The organism is Listeria monocytogenes, from assembly GCF_041765605.1.
In the GTDB taxonomy this organism is placed as follows: Bacteria; Bacillota; Bacilli; order Lactobacillales; family Listeriaceae; genus Listeria; species Listeria monocytogenes_D.
On record NZ_CP168900.1, the window covers coordinates 2,559,101 to 2,578,151 of the forward strand.

A 19,051-nucleotide genomic window follows, 5' to 3' on the forward strand; every position below is an offset into this window, starting at 1 on the left:
CTATCCCGGTATTACTAGGATAGACGCCCATTTCATTCTTTTTATTTTACGTCAGTTAGTTTACCAGATGCATCGCGTTCCACTTTCATGGATTTGATTGATTGGTAACCAAGTTGTGGTACGATATTGTTTTGTACTTCATCAGAAGTCATGTATTTTAAGAAAGTTTTTGTTAAGCCTTTTGGTTCGCCATTTGTATACATATGTTCATAAGACCAGATTTTCCAATCGTTAGTTGCAACTTTATCTTCAGTTGGCTCAACACCATCTAATGAAAGTCCAACTACGGAAGCGTCAATGTAAGAGAATGCTAGATAGCTGATTGCTCCTGGAGTTTCGCTTACGATTTTACGAACTGTACCGGATGAATCTTGTTCTTGTGCTTTAACTGGTGTTTTACCATCAAGTCCCCATTTTTCGAAAGTAGCACGTGTTCCGCTTCCTTCCGCACGGTTGATGATTGTAATTTTTTCATCTTTACCGCCAACGTCTTTCCAGTTAGTAGTTTTACCAGTGAAAATGTCGATTAATTGTTGTTTTGTAATGTTTTTAACGCCTACATCTTTGTTTACTACTGGAGCCATTCCGACAACTGCTACACGATGGTCAACCAGTTTCGAAGCATCTACGCCATCTTTTTCTTCAGCGAATACGTCCGAGTTACCAATTTCAACTGCGCCTTGTTGTACTTGTGTTAAACCAGTTCCAGAACCGCCGCCTTGCACGTTGATTTGTGCTTTAGGGTTAGTGTTAATAAATTCTTTGGAAGCTGCTTCAACGAGTGGTTGAAGTGCAGTGGATCCGACTGCTGTTAATGAGCCAGAAACTTCTTTATCCCCTTTTGTTGATCCGTTTGCTTTATCTGATGAACTGCTGTCACTTCCACATGCTGCGAAGACAAGCATTACTGCTGCTAACATTGCTACTATTCCCAAATACTTCTTTTTCATTATCTTATTCCCACCTTGTTTTTTTAATTGTTATTCCTTACAAGTATTACTATAACGTCTGAGATTTAAGGTGGTGTGTAGCTAATGTTAAGTAATTGTAAATAAGCGCATTTTTTGTCGAAAATGTAAACTTTTTTATGAATATCTTTCAAACAGAAGGCAAACTAGTAAATTATTACACCAATTTTGTTTCTTTCGTAAATAAAATAAAAATATCCTGTCCGAAAGATTACATTCTTTCAAACAGGATATTTATTAGGCTTTTTTTGGTAAAGTGACGCGGAAGGTCGAGCCAACTTCTTCTTGGCTTTCTACTTCGATTCGCCCACCACAGTTTTCAACTAAATGTTTGACGATGGAAAGTCCAAGTCCAGTGCCTCCTGAGTGTCTGCTACGTGCTTTATCCACTCGGTAGAAACGTTCAAACACGCGGTCAATATCTTTAGCCGGGATACCGATTCCATTGTCTGTTACTTCTATTATAACTTCTGCCTCTTGCTCGATTAATTTAACTTCTACTTTTCCATCGACTGGGGTGTAGTTGATTGCGTTAGAAAGTAAGTTAATTATTATCTGTTGCAACTTGTCACGATCTGTCTCAATCATAACGGATGCACTTGTTTTTTCTGGAATGGTAACTCGAATATTTTTTTCGGTCGCCATTTCAAAAATAGTGCGAGCAGATTGTTCAATTACCTCGTCAACATCAACTAGTTCAACGTTTTCCGCGACCGGATTTTGTTCAATTCTAGAAAGTGCGAGAATATCCATAATCAAACGGTGCAATCGGTCGCTTTCTTCTTTAATAATCGTTAGGAATTTTTTTAGTAGCACTTCGTCGTACATTGCGCCGTCAAGCAATGTTTCCGCGAATCCTTTGAGAGCCGTCACGGGTGTTTTTAATTCATGAGAAACGTTGGTGACAAATTCAGAACGAACATTTTCAAGATGACGAATTTGAGTGATATCATGCAGTAATAAAATAATCCCAGTAATTTCGCCATTCTCTCCTAAAATTGGTGAAACACTTGCATCCAAAATCATTTCGCGCGGGAAATAAAGAATAATTTCTTTTTGTTGAATGGTTTTTGTTTCAAAAGTTCCTTCTATTAACTGGCTCAGTGCAAAACTTTTAATTACTTCATAAAATGGTTTGCCGGTGATTTCTGTCTCTCCTAAAATTTGATACATGGTGCGGTTGGTCATGATGACTTGTTTATCGACATTAATCAGCATTACGCCACTTACTAAGTTTTGGACAATAGCATTAAGTCGTTGTTCATTTTGCTTAATTTCAAACATTTGCGTTTCCAAACTTTCTGCTAATGTGTTTACACTGATGGAGAGATCTTGAAGTTCTCCGCTTATTTTACCGTGAATGCGACTATCGTATTTATGATTGGCCAAATCTGTAGAGACTTCAATGATTTCGCGAACTGGTCTAGTGATTTTTCTAGCGATAAAAACACTGATTGCTGCGATAATTACAAGTGCAATACCGAAAATAAGTGCTAAGTTTCCCCAGAGTTTAGCAACCGCTGCATCAACAGATTCAAGTGAAATCGAAATTCTCAGCACGCCGTCTGTTTTTCCTTGATGTTTAACGGGAACTGCGACGTATAGCATGCTGTAACCAAGCGAATCACTTTCACGTATAGAAATTCCAACGCTTTCCCCTTTTTTCAGAATATCTGTTACTTCGGGACGATTCATGTGGTTATCAAGTTTTTCAGGGTCTTTTTTTGTATCAGCTACTACATCACCTTCGCTATCAATCACTGTAATACGCGCATCAATGTCTTCCCCGAGCGGATTAAGACTTTTTTGAATCGTTGCGGCATCCTTATCTAAATCCAAATTCTCCATATTTGTTGTTTGAAGTAAGATTTTTGCGTCGTCCTCTAATTGACTTTCTTTCATATTTAAGTACGTTGATTTCATTAATTCCCCGGAAAAAACGCCAACAATGACCATCACAACGAAAAATAAGATAAAAAAGGATAACCCGATTTTCAGCCATAATTTCTTCATTATTTCACGTTCTCCATTTTGTAACCAAAGCCACGAATTGTTTTGATGTATTTAGGTTGTTTTGTATCTAGTTCAATTTTATCGCGCAAATGGCTGACATGAACGTCTACGATTCGGGTTTCTCCAACGTAGTCATAATTCCACACGGTATCAAGTAATTGATCTCTGGAAAAAACTTTTCCGCGATGATTTGCCAAGAATAGCAATAACTCAAATTCTTTTGGCGTTAAATCAAGTAAATCATCTTGTAAATACACTTCATAACTATCTGGCAAAATTTTCAAATCACCAATTAATATCGTAGCTTCCGAATCTTCGGTTATTTCTTCTATGATTTCGGCTTTTCCTTCTGTTCGACGCAAGATTGCTTTAATTCTTGCAACTACTTCTCTTGGGCTAAACGGTTTAGTCATATAGTCATCTGCTCCAAGTTCCAGCCCGATAATTTTATCTAATTCTTCATCTTTTGCCGTTAACATTAAAATTGGCACATTTACTTTATCTTGGCGAAGTTTTTTTGTTACTTCGATTCCGTCCATCTCAGGAAGCATTAAATCAAGCACAATTAAATCTGGTTTTTCGGACAAAGCGAGTTCGTATCCGGATCTGCCGTCTTCTGCTGTTACCACATCAAACCCAGCTTTTTCAATATTAAATTGCAGTAACGTAACAATAGAAGCTTCATCATCAACTACAAGAATTTTTACCAACGTACTTCCCATCCCTTCTTTATGTAACACTTTTATCTAAAATATAGCATGAATTAACCTTTTTCGGGTAGAAATGCCTTTATATTAATCTTATCTTTACAAAAACTTAAAACACCAATGCTGCTTTCAAACAACACTGGTGTCCTAAAATTATCTTGGCTCTACTAATAACAAACCAAGTTCAAATGATTCATTCTCATAAAGTGCTGTTTGTTCAAAGCGTGGTTCACCAGCATTATCAATTACTTTCAACTTGCAAAAGGCTCGGTTTAAATTGAGCGCTTCGTATAACTCTTCGCGCGTATGCACTGGTTGGCTGTTCACTTCTGTAATTTTTTCACCAGCTTTTAGGTTTAAGCGGGCTGAAGGTGTTGCCGCGCGAGCGCCCAGAACTACAAGTCCATCTGGCTGAGGACCAAATTTTTTCGGTGATAATTTTTCCAAACGATAGTGGCGGTATGATATCCAAAATCGCCCAATAACCGCAAACATGAATGCGAATAAAGTAAGCACTGGCATCACAATTCCACACAAACCAGCTACAGCAATAATTGTTGCTAGTGTCGTTACTTCGACAGCAATTTTGCGGCTAGCTTCTTCTGGCAGCTGCGCTTGTACCTGCTGTTGGAAACCAATAAATAGTGGCAAAATAATTAATGAATATGACTGTGAACCAATCGCAAATACTGGCCACCACTCAAAAATCTTCGTAAATACCTCTCCCGGTATAAACATGACAATTGGAACAAACCACAGTTTTCTCAGTTGGAATGAGCCAACTAGTTTGCCCCGTTTACTTTTCCGAAGTGATGGAGATGGATTTTTCGCACTAGTATATTGGATTAAGAAAGCTTCAATAAACAATAATACCGCAAGTAAAAATGTCATCGAAACCATAAAATTATCGATGAAAATCGAATCATACGTAAATGCAGTATTCGTAAATGGCGCTAAGTTCACATCAAAATAATAGCAGAAATAAAAGATTAAACTTGTAATCCCGATAGTAAATGCTGTCGAGCTCAAACGGAACATCCCTACAACTAACAAGAAACACGCTACCGCATTAAATATAGCAACCCATTCGATCATGACACCAAATCCAATAAGTGACGTAACGACAGAGATAGCTAAGCCGAACAACAAGCTCACCCCGAAGAAATTTTTTAATTCTAGCCAAGGTGAATAAATACTTATACTAAATGATTTCCGTTCCCATTTTACACGGTTAAAACCAGCTATTATCAGCAAAAGAATTCCTACATACAATGCTGGTTGTAGAAGTAGTCTCCCTATTCCATTTAGTATTTCAACAAAAACATTCATTTTCTACACCAGCTTTCTTTAATACTTCTATAATATAGGCGATAAAAGTCGGCTTACCGCTTCTTTAAATTTAATCCACAGAGATCTTTTTGCATATAATTCAGGTGTTAGCTGATACGATTTTAAAATATCTTCTAAAAAGGCATCTTCCAGCTTTTGCACCATTTGTTTTTCATAAATAAAAGCATTTACTTCAAAATTAAGTCGGAAACTACGGAAGTCCATATTCGCGGTTCCAACTGAAGCAATTTCACCATCTACAACGAGTGTTTTCGCGTGAATAAAGCCATTATCATAAATAAAGATTTTCGCGCCCGTTTCCATTAATTCACCGGCATAGTTAGTAGTTGCGCGGTAAACAAAAGCATGGTCAGGTTTATTTGGAATCATCACTCGAACGTCGACTCCAGAAAGTGCTGCAATCTTGATGGCTTCAAGCAAACTCGCATCAGGAATAAAGTAAGGTGATTGTAAGTAAATCGTTTTTTTAGCGGCATTTATCATTTTAATGTAACCATTTTTGATTTGTTGCCATTCGGAATCTGGGCCACTCGAGACAATTTGCATACTTGTGTGCCCTTTCCCATGAAAAGTCGGGAAGTACCGCGCTTTGTAATCAATTTTATGCGTGGATGATGCAGAATTCCAGTCCATAATAAATCGAGTTTGCATCGCATAAACAGCCTTACCATGCACGCGTAAATGTGTATCACGCCAGTAACCAAATTTCTTCGATGCTCCGAGATACTCATCTCCAATGTTAAAACCACCAATATAACCAACATCTCCATCAATTATAGCTAATTTTCTATGATTTCGGTAGTTAAGACGGAAATTAATCAAAGGTAATTTAGATGGGAAAAATGGTCTGACTAAACCACCATTTTTTTGGAAGGTACGGAAAAATGATTTTTTCGTTGTCCTTGATCCCATTGCATCATAAATAATTTTGACATTTAAGCCTTCCGCTGCTTTTCTTTCAAGCACGCGCATTAGACGATTGCCAAGTTCATCGGAATGAAAAATATAATAGATAAGATGTATATGATCTTTCGCATTTTCAATGTCTGCTATTAGCGCATCGAATTTCTCATGCCCATCCACAAAAAGTTCCACTTCATTATCTTGCGTTAAAATAGCACCATCGTTTACGAGTAATAAATAAATTAAATCACGATGTTTTTTCACATTCGGATCGCTAAATGGAAATTCTTTTTGCCGTATCATTTCTATTTGATTGGCAGTAGATTCCTGTATCCCAATTTTTTCTTGTCCCTTCCAATCAAAAATCTTTTTGCCTGATAGTTTTCTCCCAAAAATCAAATAGATAATGAAACCAAATATCGGAACAAAAGTTAAGACTAGCAACCAAGCCCAAGTGGCGGATGTATCGCGTCTTTCTAAGAAGACCGTCACTGCCGCAAAGAATACATTTAAAATTAGCAAAATCACTAATAGATAAGCCAACAGTCCCATTGTGTTCCCCCTTTTCTTACACAAACTGATAGTAGTATCATATCATAAAATCCGCATTTAGCCTATTCCAGTTCGTTTCTAAGCGAGAAAAAAACCATTGATTTTTCATCAATGGTTTTCAAATTAAATATATGGTGCTGGATCGACTGGAATACCGTTTTTATGTATTTCAAAATGTAGATGTTGTCCTGTCGATTGACCAGTTGATCCCATAATACCAATCGGTTGGCCTTGGGAAACTTGTTGCCCGGTTACTACTTTCAAGCTACCTGCACGCATATGTCCGTATAATGTTTGGAATCCGTTGCCATGGTCAATTTTTACTACATAACCATAACCTCCAAATCCACTACCAGATGCGCCAAATCCAGAAAATACGACGGTCCCGGATGCTGCCGCTGAAACAGTAATAGTACCGCCGCCAGCAATATCTTGTCCTTTATGGGATTCATATTTGCCAGTTACAGGGTTGGTTCGTTCGCTAAATCCTGAAGTTAAAATTCCAGAAGCTGGTTTAATGAATTGACCTCCGCCAGAACTTACTGTTTCTGTAGCTCCATTGGATGATGAACTTGGTTGTTTAACAACAGTGGAATTTTTAGCGCTTGATGCCGCTTCTTGCATTCGTTTTTCTTCAGCAGCTTTAATTGCAGCTTCTTGTTTTGCTTTTTCGCCAGCAATATTGGAAGCAAGTCGTTTTTCTTCATCAGTAAGTGCGCCTTGTTCACTAGCTAAAAGCGTTTGCTCGTTTTTCGTTAAGTCTTTTTTGTTTGCTAATGCCATAACTAAATCATTTTTTTCTTGTTTTTGGCTTTCCATATTGTTTTTCGAAACTTCCAATTCAACTGCAAGTACTTTTAAATTTTCTAATTTTTTCTCAGAAGTGGTTTCTGCTACTTTTAGTTTATCTTGGTCATCTTTTTGGTCTTGCATAATATTTTGGTCCGCTTTTACAATTGCAGATACAACTGTCACGCGGTCGACAAGCTCTTTAAAATCATCTGCTTCAAAAATCATATCTAAATAAGAAGTGGCTGTTCCAGTTGTTTGGATAGCACGTGCTCGATTATCAAGTACTTTTTGACGATCACGGATATCGTTGCGTAATTCTTCCATTTCTTTTTTCAATTTCTTGAGTTTATCGTTTTCAGAGCTCACTTTGTCTTCTTGCTCTTTTAATTTCTTGTTAGTGTCATCAATGCTTTTCAAAAGTGACTCTAATTCTTTAGCAGCATCTTTTTCAGCACTTTCTAGATGGTTTAGCTCTGAATTTTTTGAGTCTATATTTTTATCAAGCTCTGATTTTTTTTGTTCTATTTCGTTTTGGCGTTTTTGCATATCATTGATGGTATCTGCATGTGCACCTGTTAAGGGCGCAGAAATAATCAAAAGGCTAAGTGCAGTTGCTACCCCATATTTTTTAAACATTTTAAGCTCCTTTTCTATTCTCTATTTGACTAGGAACTTCATAATTCCCTTTACCATACCATATAAAAAAGCACCTTTGTTTAAAACGACAAAGGTGCTTTTTAACTTTTCAATAATGATTAGAAGTTAGCTACACGGCCATATCCTACAAGATATTTAGCCCAGTAACCGCTAGTGATGTTGTCATATTTAACGCCGTTGTTTTGAGCGTTAATCATTTGACCGCCACCAACGTAAATTCCAACGTGAGCAATTCCGCTACCGTAGTTAAAGAATACTAAGTCACCTGGTTTTGCTTGGCTAGCACTGATTTTTGATGCTGCTGCATATTGTCCACCAGATGTTCTTGGAAGAGAAACACCAGCTGCACGGAATGCATAAGAAGTAAATCCAGAACAGTCAAACGCGCTTGGGCCGCTTGCGCCAAGGCTATAAGGTTTTCCTAGTTGTGCGTTAGCTGCAGCAATCATTGCTGAGTATCCGCCACTAGATGGTGCTGCAGAACTTGGTGCTGAACTGTTGCTTGCTGATTCTACTTTTGCTTCTGATTTGTTGCTAGAAGTAGAAGCAGTATTTGTTGTTTGTCCAACGTTTGAAGATGTTGCTTCACGTAAAGCTGTTGCACGTGCAGTAGCTTCTTTAGCTGCTTTATCACGTTCGCTTACAAGACCAGCTTTTGCGTTTTCAGCACTTGCTTGATCAGAAGCTAGTTGAGCAACGATTGCTTCTTTTTCAGCTTTTTGTGCTTCGATTTTATTTTGTTGTGCTTCATATTCATGAATTGCTGTTGCTTGTTCTTCTTGTTTTTTCTTAACAGCAGTTTGTTTTGTTTTTAAAGCTTTTTCGTCATTTTGTTGATCTTCTAAAATGGATTTATCTGAATCAACTAATTGGTTAACTGCAGAAACACGACCAACTAAGTCAGAAAGGTTTTCTGCATCTAAGATAACTTCAAGATAAGCGTTAGAATTAGAAGTTTTTTGCATTGCACGAGCACGTTCTTTTAAAACGTTTTCGCGTTCTTTAATACGTTCATTGATACTTTTAATATCTTCATTAAGTTTTTTAAGTTCTTTGCCTGTTTTATCAAATTCTCCTTGTAAAGATTTAGCTTTTTCTTGAGCTTTCTCAAGGTCTGCTACTAAACCAGAAAGATCTGATTGTAAATCTGATTTTTTAGACTTGATGTCGTTGATTTTTTTATCTTGATTTTGGATGTCTGTATTCACGTCCGCAAAAACATTTGTCGTAAAAGCTGGCGTCAAACTGATAACTGCTGCGAGTGAGATCGCAATAAACGTATTCTTTTTCAAAAAGTTTACCTCCTAAAAAGCTCCCTAGCTTTTTCTTTTAAATTATTTTTATTTCGAATCAAGTAATTTTCTGAGTTAGACTTTCAAGAATCTGCGGATAGATATTACGCTTCCCCAAATTCCGATTAGTACGCCGATTGCAATAATCAAACCACTAATTTGATAGGCGAACGGTGTTGGAGGCAGAAGTGATAGTGAACTAGTCACTAACTTCGGATTCACCAAGTTGTAAATATTAACATAGCCTATGAATGTTAACACAACCGGGACAATCGAGCCAATTAATCCTAGCCAAGCACCTTCTAAAACGAAAGGCCAGCGTATGAACCAGTTGGTCGCTCCTACTAATTTCATTATTTCTATTTCTCTTCGACGGGAGAAAATCGCAATCTTGATTGTGTTTGATATTAAGAACATTGCTGTTAGTAATAACCCAATGCTTAGTATAATACCAGCATATCGTCCCCATTTCAAGGTATCAAACAATTTATCGACTGTTTTCTCACCATACTCTACATTATCTACATACTTTAATTTTTCTACTTTTTTAGCAATAGTCTTCGTTTGTGTTGGCTCTTTAGCCTCTACAACGAACACATCATATAGTGGATTATCTTGTTTAAACAATTCGAAGTTTTTGCCGTACGCACCAACTAATTTCTTCAATTCATCATCTTTAGAAGAAAAGCTGACACTATCAACTCCATCAATCTTCTCAATGTTTTTCTCAAGTTCTTGCTGCTGTTTCTTGTCTGCGCTTAGAGAAATATGTACGTTAATTTGTACATTGTTTTCTACATCTGTTGCAAGCTTGTTCATGTTGATCAATATTGCAAAAAACACGCTGACTAAGATAAGTGTTACTGTTACTGCACTCGCTGCTGCAAAGGTCATCCAACCATTCCGGTAAAGGCTTTTAAAACTTTCTCTTATATGTCTTCCTACAGTCCTAAATTTCATAGCCATATTCTCCTTGCTGCTCATCTCGAACAATTCTTCCATTCTCGATAGCTACTACCCGGTGTTTCAACGTGTTAACAATTTCTTTGTTGTGGGTTGCCATCACGATGGTTGTTCCGCGATTGCTTATTTCTTCAAGGATATTCATGATTTCCCATGAAGTATCAGGATCCAGGTTACCGGTCGGTTCATCTGCTATTAATACTTTAGGCATATTCGCAATGGAGCGGGCAATGGATATCCGCTGTTGCTCACCACCGGAAAGTTCATCCGGCAACATTCTTACTTTATGCTTAAGGTTGACCAAGTCTAGCACTTCCATAACACGTTCTTTAATTACGGACGGCTCAGTTTCAACCACTTCCATCGCATAAGCAATGTTTTCATAAACTGTTTTGCTTTGAAGTAATTTGTAATCTTGGAATACCACGCCTACGTTACGACGTAAATATGGGATTTCACGATTTTTCATATTAATCAAATCAAATTTGTCTACGATGATTTTGCCTTTTGTCGCTCGTTCTTCTCTGTAAATCATTTTGATGAAGGTAGATTTACCAGCACCACTCGGACCTACTACATAAACAAATTCCCCTTCGCCAATGTTAATGTTGAGTCCATTAGCAGCAGTTATGCCGTTAGGGTATTTCTTATAAACATCTTCCATTAATATCATTTTATCACCTTACTATGCCTTTCTACTGAGTTACATTTTAGGTAATGCATGGTAACCATGAAGATGAGTTGTTGGCAGGTACGAATTTAAACTCACAACATAAGCTTAATTATACCATGACAGTTTTTCATCTATAGGTTAATTGCATTACAATTATATTTCAGGGTGTGACAATATCTCAATTATTGTAATAGGAAATACGATTATTACGTCTATTTCCAATATATATTTGTCTGTGGTTTTAGTATTATTAAGACAAAATAAAAAAGAACCCACATTGGTCTTTTCTACTGCTAACATTGTAACTTGTTTTTACCCTAAATAACATTACAGGTACATTAAAAATCATTACAGTTCTTGCTATCGGAATAGACCAATCCAGTGGAAATAGCCCAAAGTCTACAACTAGGCTAAACTCGTTTGTCATCAAATTGTCAAAAAACAACCTGAAAAACTTAAAAAAGTACCATTTCCTGACTGAAAAAGTCAAAAAATGGTACTTTTTTATGAAGTAAAGCCTTCACCCATTACCTCACTTGCGCTCATTACGACCACAAATGCCTCTGGATCTATCTCTTTTATTACTTCTTTTAATCTTGAAAATTCACTTTGCGCAATGACACATAATAAAATTTGCTTATCATCCTCGGTATAGCCCCCTTTTGCGGAAAGACGAGTTATACCTCGGTCGATTTTAAACAGAATTGCTTGGCGAATTGCTTCTTGATTTTCAGAAATAATGAACACTGTTTTAGATTGATTTAAACCTACTTGCACTAAATCAATCGTTTTACTTGTAGCAAACAGTCCCACAAGTGCGTATAGTCCTGACTCAATATCAAAAACAAACATCGCTGAAATAACAACAAAACCATCAATCAAAGCAACACAAATGCCCAATGTTAGATGGGAATATTTATGCAAAATTTGTGCTGCGACATCCGTTCCGCCTGTGGATGCTTTGCCCCGAAAAACGATACCAAGCCCCATCCCCACAAGTACACCGCCAAATAAAGCAGCAACTAAAGGTTCATGCGTCCATGGCTCCAAGCCTTGCGTTAAATACACAAAGAACGGCAAAAGCATCGTGCCGACAAAGGTCTTCAAGCCAAACTGATAACCTAAAAAGAATAATCCCGCTAAAAATAAAGGAATATTAAATGCCCACTGAATAAAAGCTGGATTCCAACCTGTTAAATAGTTAATAATCGTACTAATCCCACTCACACCGCCAGATGCAACGTGATTTGGGAGCAGCAAAACATTAAAAGCAAGTGCGATAAGAGCCGCACCAATAACGACATAAACATACTCAATTAGTTTAGAAACAACTGGGGATAGCGGTTGCTTCTTTCTTTTATTTGCCATCTCTTTTATCCAATCCTAGAACGCAAATATGCATTGATAAAGTCGTCTAAATCTCCATCCATTACCGCTTGAATATTACCGGTTTCGTAATTTGTGCGATGATCTTTCACCATGGAGTAAGGGTGGAAAACATAGGAACGAATTTGGCTTCCCCAACCAATTTCTTTTTGTTCTCCACGAATTTCTGCTAGCTCGCGTTCTTTTTCTTCTTGTTCTTTTTGATATAGTTTTGTTTTTAACATTTTCATTGCTTGTTCACGGTTCTTAAGCTGTGAACGTTCAGATTGACATGTTACGACAATCCCGGACGGAATATGCGTCATCCGAACTGCTGAGTCGGTTGTATTGATATGCTGTCCACCGGCACCAGTTGCGCGGTACGTATCAATTTTCAAATCTTCTGTACGAACTTCGATTTCAATATCGTCATCTAATTCTGGCATGACATCTACAGAAACAAATGATGTATGACGTCTACCTGATGAATCAAATGGAGAAATACGTACAAGACGATGTACTCCTTTTTCCGCTTTTAAATAGCCGTATGCATTGTGCCCTTTGATGAGTAATGTCACACTTTTAATTCCAGCTTCGTCACCTGCTTGATAATCCAGCATCTCCACTTTAAAGCCTTTTTTCTCAGACCAGCGTTGATACATGCGTAGTAACATCGAGCCCCAGTCTTGTGATTCGGTACCACCAGCACCTGGATGCAATTCTAAAATAGCATTATTTTTATCGTACGGGTCACTTAGCATTAGTTTTAATTCAAATTCACTAATAGTCGCCATATATGCTTTAATATCTTTTTCTAATTCTTCTTGTAAATCTTCATCTGCTTCTTCTTTTAATAGTTCCAGACTAATTTCCATGCTTTCTTGTTCTTCTTCTAGGGCATGGAAAGCTTGGTATGTTTCTTTATATCCGTTTGACTCATTAATTACTTTTTGTGCAGCTTGTTGGTCATTCCAAAAATTCGGGTCCAACATTTGGTCTTCTAACTCAGCAATTCGAACCTCCATGCTGTCTAAGTCAAAGAGACCCCCTAAAGTCTTTGATTTGCTGTGCTGTTTTCTCTAGTTCATTACGAATTTCTGCTAATTCCATTCTAATTCCACCTTTTTTAAATTTACTTACAAACTTTCATAGCAAAAAGCGCCGTCTTTCAGGCGCTTTTAAATTGTTTCAATCTATGCTTCTTTACCATGACAATTTTTATATTTTTTGCCGCTACCACAAGGGCATGGATCATTACGTCCAATATGTTGATCTTTGCGAATTGGTTGGCGTTTCGCTTCTGGTTTACCTTCAGCTGGATTAATTGCTTCTCCTTTGGCAACTTGCTCACGTTCAAGGTTTTGGCGAATTTCTGCTTTCATGATATAACGAGCAACATCTTCATCAATGGACGATACCATTGCTTCAAACATTTCGAAGCCTTCTGATTGATACTCACGAAGCGGATCAATTTGACCATAAGCTCGTAAATGAATACCGTCACGCAGATGATCCATCGCATCGATATGATCAACCCATTTAGTATCAACAACACGAAGCAATACTACTTTTTCGAATTCGTTAAATTCTTCTGGAGGTAGTAGTGTTTCTTTTTCGTCGTAAGCTGCTTTGATTTTATCTAAAATTAGATTTTGAATATCTTCGCTTGTTCTATTTTGTAGATCTTCTAGCGTGATAGTGCCTTCAGGAAGTAAGTTCGCATCAACATAATCGATAATCCCTTGCAAATTCCACGCTTCTTCCGGTTCATGGCTTGATGCATTGCTAGAAACGATAAAGTTGACTGTACGTTGAATCATTTGTTCAATAATTTCACGTAAACTATTTTCCGCATTAATTACTTCATAGCGTTGTTTATAGATAACTTCACGTTGCTGGCGAAGTACATCATCATATTGTAAAACTTGTTTCCGGGAATCAAAGTTATTTCCTTCCACACGTCTTTGTGCTGATTCAACTGCACGACTAACCATTTTACTTTGGATAGCATCTTCTGCCATGCCAAAACGTTCCATCATAGACTTCATATTGTCAGAGCCGAAGCGGCGCATCAATTCGTCTTCCATAGAAAGATAAAATTGCGTTACACCAGGATCCCCTTGACGTCCAGAACGACCACGTAACTGATTATCTATACGGCGAGATTCATGACGTTCCGTACCTATAACTGCTAAACCGCCAGCTTCAATTGTACCTTCACCAAGTTTGATATCCGTACCACGACCAGCCATATTGGTTGCGATTACTACCGCACCACGTTCACCGGCATTTTTGATGATATCAGCTTCACGTTCGTGTTGCTTCGCGTTTAATACATCATGTTTAATTCCTTTGCGTTTTAGTTTGCTAGAAATAAGTTCAGATGTTTCGATTGCAACAGTACCAACTAGCACAGGCTGACCTTTTGCGTGGCGTTCTGCGATATCTTCTACTACTGCATTAAACTTTGCTTCAATCGTCGTAAAGATTAAATCTGGACGATCATCACGAATAATTACTTTATTAGTTGGTATTTCAATAACACGCATATTATAAATATCACGGAATTCTTCTTCTTCCGTTTTTGCAGTACCTGTCATCCCCGCAAGTTTTTTATACATACGGAAATAGTTTTGGAATGTAATTGTCGCCATTGTTTTGGACTCATTTTGAATTGTTACGCCTTCTTTTGCTTCAAGGGCTTGGTGTAAACCTTCGCTGAAACGACGTCCTTTCATAATACGACCAGTAAATTGGTCAACAATTAGCACTTCATCCTCTTGAACAACATAATCGACATCTAGGCTCATTGTATAGTTCGCTTTCAACGCTTGAGCAATATGATGTAAGATTACTGTGTTTTCTAGATCAAAAAGGTTTTCTACATCAAAGTAGTTTTCCCCTTTTGTCATACCATCTTCGGTCAATTGAACAGATTTTGTTTTAATATCAACTGTATAATCTTCCTCTTCTGTAAGCGTGCGTACAAAAGTATTTGCGCGCACATATAAGATAGTTGATTTTTCCGCTTCACCAGAAATAATTAATGGCGTTCTAGCTTCATCGACCAAAATGGAATCGACTTCATCGATAACGGCAAAAGCTAGTGGACGTTGTACCATTTCCTCTTTGTAAACAACCATATTATCACGTAAATAGTCAAATCCTAATTCATTATTTGTGCTATACGTAATATCACATGCATAAGCTTCTCGTTTTTCTGTGCTCGATAAAGCATTTAGGTTTAGCCCTACAGAAAGTCCAAGGAAATTGTATAAAACACCCATTTCTTCAGCATCACGATGAGCCAAGTATTCGTTGACTGTAACAACATGCACACCTTCACCAGAAAGCGCGTTTAAATAAACTGGTAGTGTCGCTGTTAACGTTTTACCTTCACCAGTTTTCATCTCGGCAATGTTACCTTCGTGTAGTACAATCCCACCCATTAATTGAACTTTAAATGGATATAAGCCTAGCGCACGTTTCGCACCTTCTCTGGCAACAGCAAAAGCTTCTACCAATAAATCATCCAGCGTTTCACCTTTTTGAACACGCTCTTTAAACTCTACTGTTTTTTCGCGTAGAGCATCATCCGAAAGAGCCGCAGTTTCATCTGCTAAAGCAATAATCTCATCTGCTTTTCTCTCCAAATATTTAACATCTTTTTTTCCTGATTCAAAAATCTTTTTCAATAGTCCAGCCATTTAAATTCTCCTCTACTGTTTTCGCTGTCATCACGCGGTTTCATCTATAATAACTTTCAGGAATTATCTTCATTTAAATATACAAACTAATTCTATCACTTATTAACTAAAATATACAACTGGTTATCTCTTTTTAATCAATAAAATTATCAAAATGCCATAAATTCCTCATCTTAAAGTAAAAAAATGGAGACCAAGATTGGCCCCCATCTGTAATTATTATTTTAAATTAATTTGTTTCAATCAAACCATATTTACCGTCTTTACGAGAATAAACAATATTGGTACCGTTTGTTTCCGCATCAGTGTAAACATAGAAACTATGACCCAGCAAATTCATTTGTAAAACAGCTTCTTCACTATCCATTGGTTTCAATGAAAATTGTTTTGTTCTTACAATTTCAAGATCAAAATCACTTTCATTTTCTTCTGGTGGTGTGCTGCCATTAACATCTGAATAAGCAAAATAATCTCTTTCTGCGCCTTTGTCGCGGAACTTGCGGTTTACTTTTGTTTTATGTTTGCGAATTTGTCTTTCTAATTTATCCACAATCAAGTCGATGCTAGCATATAAATCTCCACTTGTTTCTTCTGCACGTAGCACAAGATTTGGGAGCGGAATAGTCACTTCAACTTTCGCATTTTTATCGGAATATACTTTTAAATTAACATGAACGTTAGCGTCTGGAGTTTCTGTAAAATATCGTTCTAGTTTATCGATTTTCTTTTCTACGTAATCTCGAATCGGTTCCGTTACTTCAATATTTTCACCACGAATGTTGTACTTAAGCATAGCAATTCCTCCTTTGAAATAAAACAAAATAACGATAAAGAAGAGTATTCTTCTTACCCTTAGTCTACGTGAAAACGATGTGTTTTGCAAACATTTGCACAAAGAGCTAAGAAGCTTACATTCACTTATCTTTATTTAGTATTTTATTCCACTAATCCCGCTTCCGCAAACCTCTTTTAGAAGAAAATATCAGCTATCTGAATATCGTTAGTGCACTTACCTTGTTCGCTCCGGATTCTTTTAAAATTTGCGCTGCCCGGTTAAGTGTACTTCCAGTGGTATAAATATCATCAAATAGAATGACTTCTGTTAACTCGCAATTCCCTTCGCCCGAAAAGTAAAATGCTTGTTCTGATGCCAATCGTTCTTTTTTTGTTTTTTTAGATTGCTTTTCTGTATGCTTTTTGGCTAAAAGTTCTTCGTAGATGATGCCAGATTGTTTTAACATCGCAGTTGTTTGATTGAAACCACGTTCTAATTTCCGTGTTTCGCTTACTGGAATTGGTACAATTATCTCCTTCTTATCTGCTAAAAAGTCGCTTAAGTCCTTTTTGAAAATGGCACCTATTTCGTAATCCCCTTGAAATTTAAACTTCTTCATATACTCTTTGGCAAAATCATTATAGCGATATATAGATATATTGCTATCTAAAAAACGAGTTCTATTTTCGCAGTCTTCACAAATACTATCCGAGGATTCCTTGCTACATGTTTTACAGAGTGGGCCTATTAATTTTTCAAAACCTGCTAAACATTCATCGCAACAAATGGATGTTTGCTTGAATAACCAACTTATTTCCCAACTTGCGCCTTGCTTAATTGGCTGAAAACAAAGTAAACAATTAATCATCTAGCATCCCTTCTATCATTCCTTGTTGGTTCATTTTTTGTATATGTGCGATGGCTCGCTTCATTTCTATCGTTTTTCCGTAATGAAAAAAACAAACATCTCCGGTTGGATGAGATAATTTCCTACCTGCCCTTCCTGAAATTTGAACTAAAGCTGCTTCCGTAAAAATGCGTCCTTCACTTCCAAACACTGCTACTTGCACATCCGTAAAAGTAACGCCTCTTTCTAAAATCGTTGTTGTTAATAATAGTTTAATTTTCCCTTCTCGTAGCCACCCCACCTTCTCTTTACGCAACTCATCGGCTGAATGTACTGTCACTGGGCGATCATAGCCTTTATTTTCCAATGCTTCTGCAAATTTATTCATAGCGTCAATTTCTGGAAAGAAAATTAATGCTGGCTGATTTTTCTGTTCTACACCATTCATCCATTGAATAAGTTTGGGGGTTATCTCGCCTTTAGCTAGCATCTTTTTCCAAGGGCCAATCCAGCACGTTCTCGGTACAGGCAATTTCTTTCGGTGGTATCGTCCAGGGATTTTTACGAATTTACGTTTACCTTCTAAACATTCTTCTTGCCACTTTTTCTCAGGTGTAGCTGTAATTATTATGGTGGAACCTTCTTTTGTTCTGGCTTTCCTAACTGCATACTCTAAAAAAGGATCTTTCGCATAAGGGAAAGCATCCACTTCATCTATAAAAATAACTTGGAATGTTTCATAAAAGCGAATAAGCTGATGGGTTGTCGCTATCACAAACTGCTCTCCTTGATAGTTATCTTCTGAATCACCATATAAGCAAATCATATCTATACTAGGAAAAACTGCTTGCAAACGAGGATAAAGTTCTAAACAAACATCCACTCTCGGAGAAGCAACACAAATCCTAAAACCTTGCCGTAAAGCCCAATCCATCCCTTCAAACATCATCTCGGTTTTTCCAGATCCAGCAACTGCCCATAGGAGCATGTCACTTTTCTCTTTTAAACTAACAACCACAGATTCTGAAGCTTTTTGTTGTCCTTGTGACAAAATCCCCTCCCATCGCAATAATGCTCTTTCTGTCGCTTTTAATAATCTAACTTCTTGGTAGTAAAGTTTTTGACAACTATTCACGCGGCCCATAACTATGCAATTTCTACAATAAATACAATTATCTCGCTTGCATGAAGCACAAGACATCTTGCCAAATAAATGAGCATTGGTATTCCCGCATCGAAAGCATTTATTCGTCTCGATTGCCGCTATTTCCCGTAATTCATCTTTACTCTCTATTTCACGCTCTTGGTATAATCTTCCGGGGAAAATATCCACCTAACTTCACCTCCCCTTAGTTATACACTTTTTCTTTTTTTAGTGCAGAAACGAAATGCTTATTTTCACCTGATATATACCACTAAAACAAGCATTTCATCTAGGAGAAAATACAGCTTTCCACCACCTCAAACTACTGAAAAAACGAATTTAC

At 37.2% G+C, this 19,051-nt stretch carries 15 protein-coding genes; all 15 read right to left on the reverse strand.

Annotated features, from left to right (window positions below):
* Positions 1 to 41: 41 nt before the first annotated feature.
* Entirely contained in the window at positions 42 to 950 is a 909-nt protein-coding gene (locus AB2Q86_RS13005; RefSeq protein ID WP_003725429.1) for a phosphate ABC transporter substrate-binding protein, read from the reverse strand.
* Positions 951 to 1,205: 255 nt separating this feature from the next.
* On the reverse strand, positions 1,206 to 2,981 hold the full coding sequence (pnpS, locus tag AB2Q86_RS13010) for a two-component system histidine kinase PnpS (protein WP_012580759.1): 1,776 nt from the start codon (positions 2,979 to 2,981) through the stop codon (positions 1,206 to 1,208).
* On the reverse strand, positions 2,981 to 3,691 hold the full coding sequence (locus tag AB2Q86_RS13015) for a response regulator transcription factor (RefSeq protein WP_012580758.1): 711 nt from the start codon (positions 3,689 to 3,691) through the stop codon (positions 2,981 to 2,983). The genes pnpS and AB2Q86_RS13015 overlap by 1 nt, the downstream gene beginning before the upstream one ends.
* A gap of 150 nt (positions 3,692 to 3,841) precedes the next feature.
* Positions 3,842 to 5,017, reverse strand: coding sequence for a S1C family serine protease (locus AB2Q86_RS13020; protein WP_003729223.1), 1,176 nt, complete (start codon positions 5,015 to 5,017; stop codon positions 3,842 to 3,844).
* Positions 5,018 to 5,044: 27 nt separating this feature from the next.
* Positions 5,045 to 6,493, reverse strand: coding sequence for a cardiolipin synthase (gene cls, locus AB2Q86_RS13025; protein ID WP_003729224.1), 1,449 nt, complete (start codon positions 6,491 to 6,493; stop codon positions 5,045 to 5,047).
* Between the two features lie 123 nt (positions 6,494 to 6,616).
* The gene (locus AB2Q86_RS13030; RefSeq protein WP_003729225.1) at positions 6,617 to 7,921 is read right to left on the reverse strand and encodes a murein hydrolase activator EnvC; all 1,305 of its coding nucleotides are present in this window, start codon (positions 7,919 to 7,921) and stop codon (positions 6,617 to 6,619) included.
* 119 nt (positions 7,922 to 8,040) lie between these two features.
* Entirely contained in the window at positions 8,041 to 9,234 is a 1,194-nt protein-coding gene (locus AB2Q86_RS13035; RefSeq protein ID WP_003729226.1) for an NlpC/P60 family protein, read from the reverse strand.
* A 75-nt stretch (positions 9,235 to 9,309) separates the two neighbouring features.
* A complete protein-coding gene (gene ftsX, locus AB2Q86_RS13040) occupies positions 9,310 to 10,194 on the reverse strand; it encodes a permease-like cell division protein FtsX (protein WP_003729227.1) in 885 nt (294 codons plus the stop codon).
* Entirely contained in the window at positions 10,184 to 10,870 is a 687-nt protein-coding gene (gene ftsE, locus AB2Q86_RS13045; protein WP_003726222.1) for a cell division ATP-binding protein FtsE, read from the reverse strand. The genes ftsX and ftsE overlap by 11 nt, the downstream gene beginning before the upstream one ends.
* Before the next feature lie 504 nt (positions 10,871 to 11,374).
* Complete coding sequence (locus tag AB2Q86_RS13050; protein WP_003729229.1) at positions 11,375 to 12,238, reverse strand: YitT family protein; 864 nt, start codon at positions 12,236 to 12,238, stop codon at positions 11,375 to 11,377.
* Positions 12,239 to 12,243: 5 nt separating this feature from the next.
* A protein-coding gene (gene prfB, locus AB2Q86_RS13055; protein WP_096811844.1) for a peptide chain release factor 2 occupies positions 12,244 to 13,345 on the reverse strand; the annotation gives its coding sequence in 2 pieces (ribosomal slippage) (positions 12,244 to 13,272 and positions 13,274 to 13,345; 1,101 coding nt in all).
* 83 nt (positions 13,346 to 13,428) lie between these two features.
* Positions 13,429 to 15,942, reverse strand: coding sequence for a preprotein translocase subunit SecA (gene secA, locus AB2Q86_RS13060; RefSeq protein ID WP_003729231.1), 2,514 nt, complete (start codon positions 15,940 to 15,942; stop codon positions 13,429 to 13,431).
* 229 nt (positions 15,943 to 16,171) lie between these two features.
* A complete protein-coding gene (gene hpf, locus AB2Q86_RS13065) occupies positions 16,172 to 16,735 on the reverse strand; it encodes a ribosome hibernation-promoting factor, HPF/YfiA family (RefSeq protein WP_003729232.1) in 564 nt (187 codons plus the stop codon).
* Between the two features lie 193 nt (positions 16,736 to 16,928).
* A complete protein-coding gene (locus AB2Q86_RS13070; protein ID WP_012580755.1) occupies positions 16,929 to 17,585 on the reverse strand; it encodes a ComF family protein in 657 nt (218 codons plus the stop codon).
* Positions 17,578 to 18,897, reverse strand: coding sequence for a DEAD/DEAH box helicase (locus AB2Q86_RS13075; protein ID WP_012580754.1), 1,320 nt, complete (start codon positions 18,895 to 18,897; stop codon positions 17,578 to 17,580). The genes AB2Q86_RS13070 and AB2Q86_RS13075 overlap by 8 nt, the downstream gene beginning before the upstream one ends.
* Positions 18,898 to 19,051 lie beyond the last annotated feature (154 nt).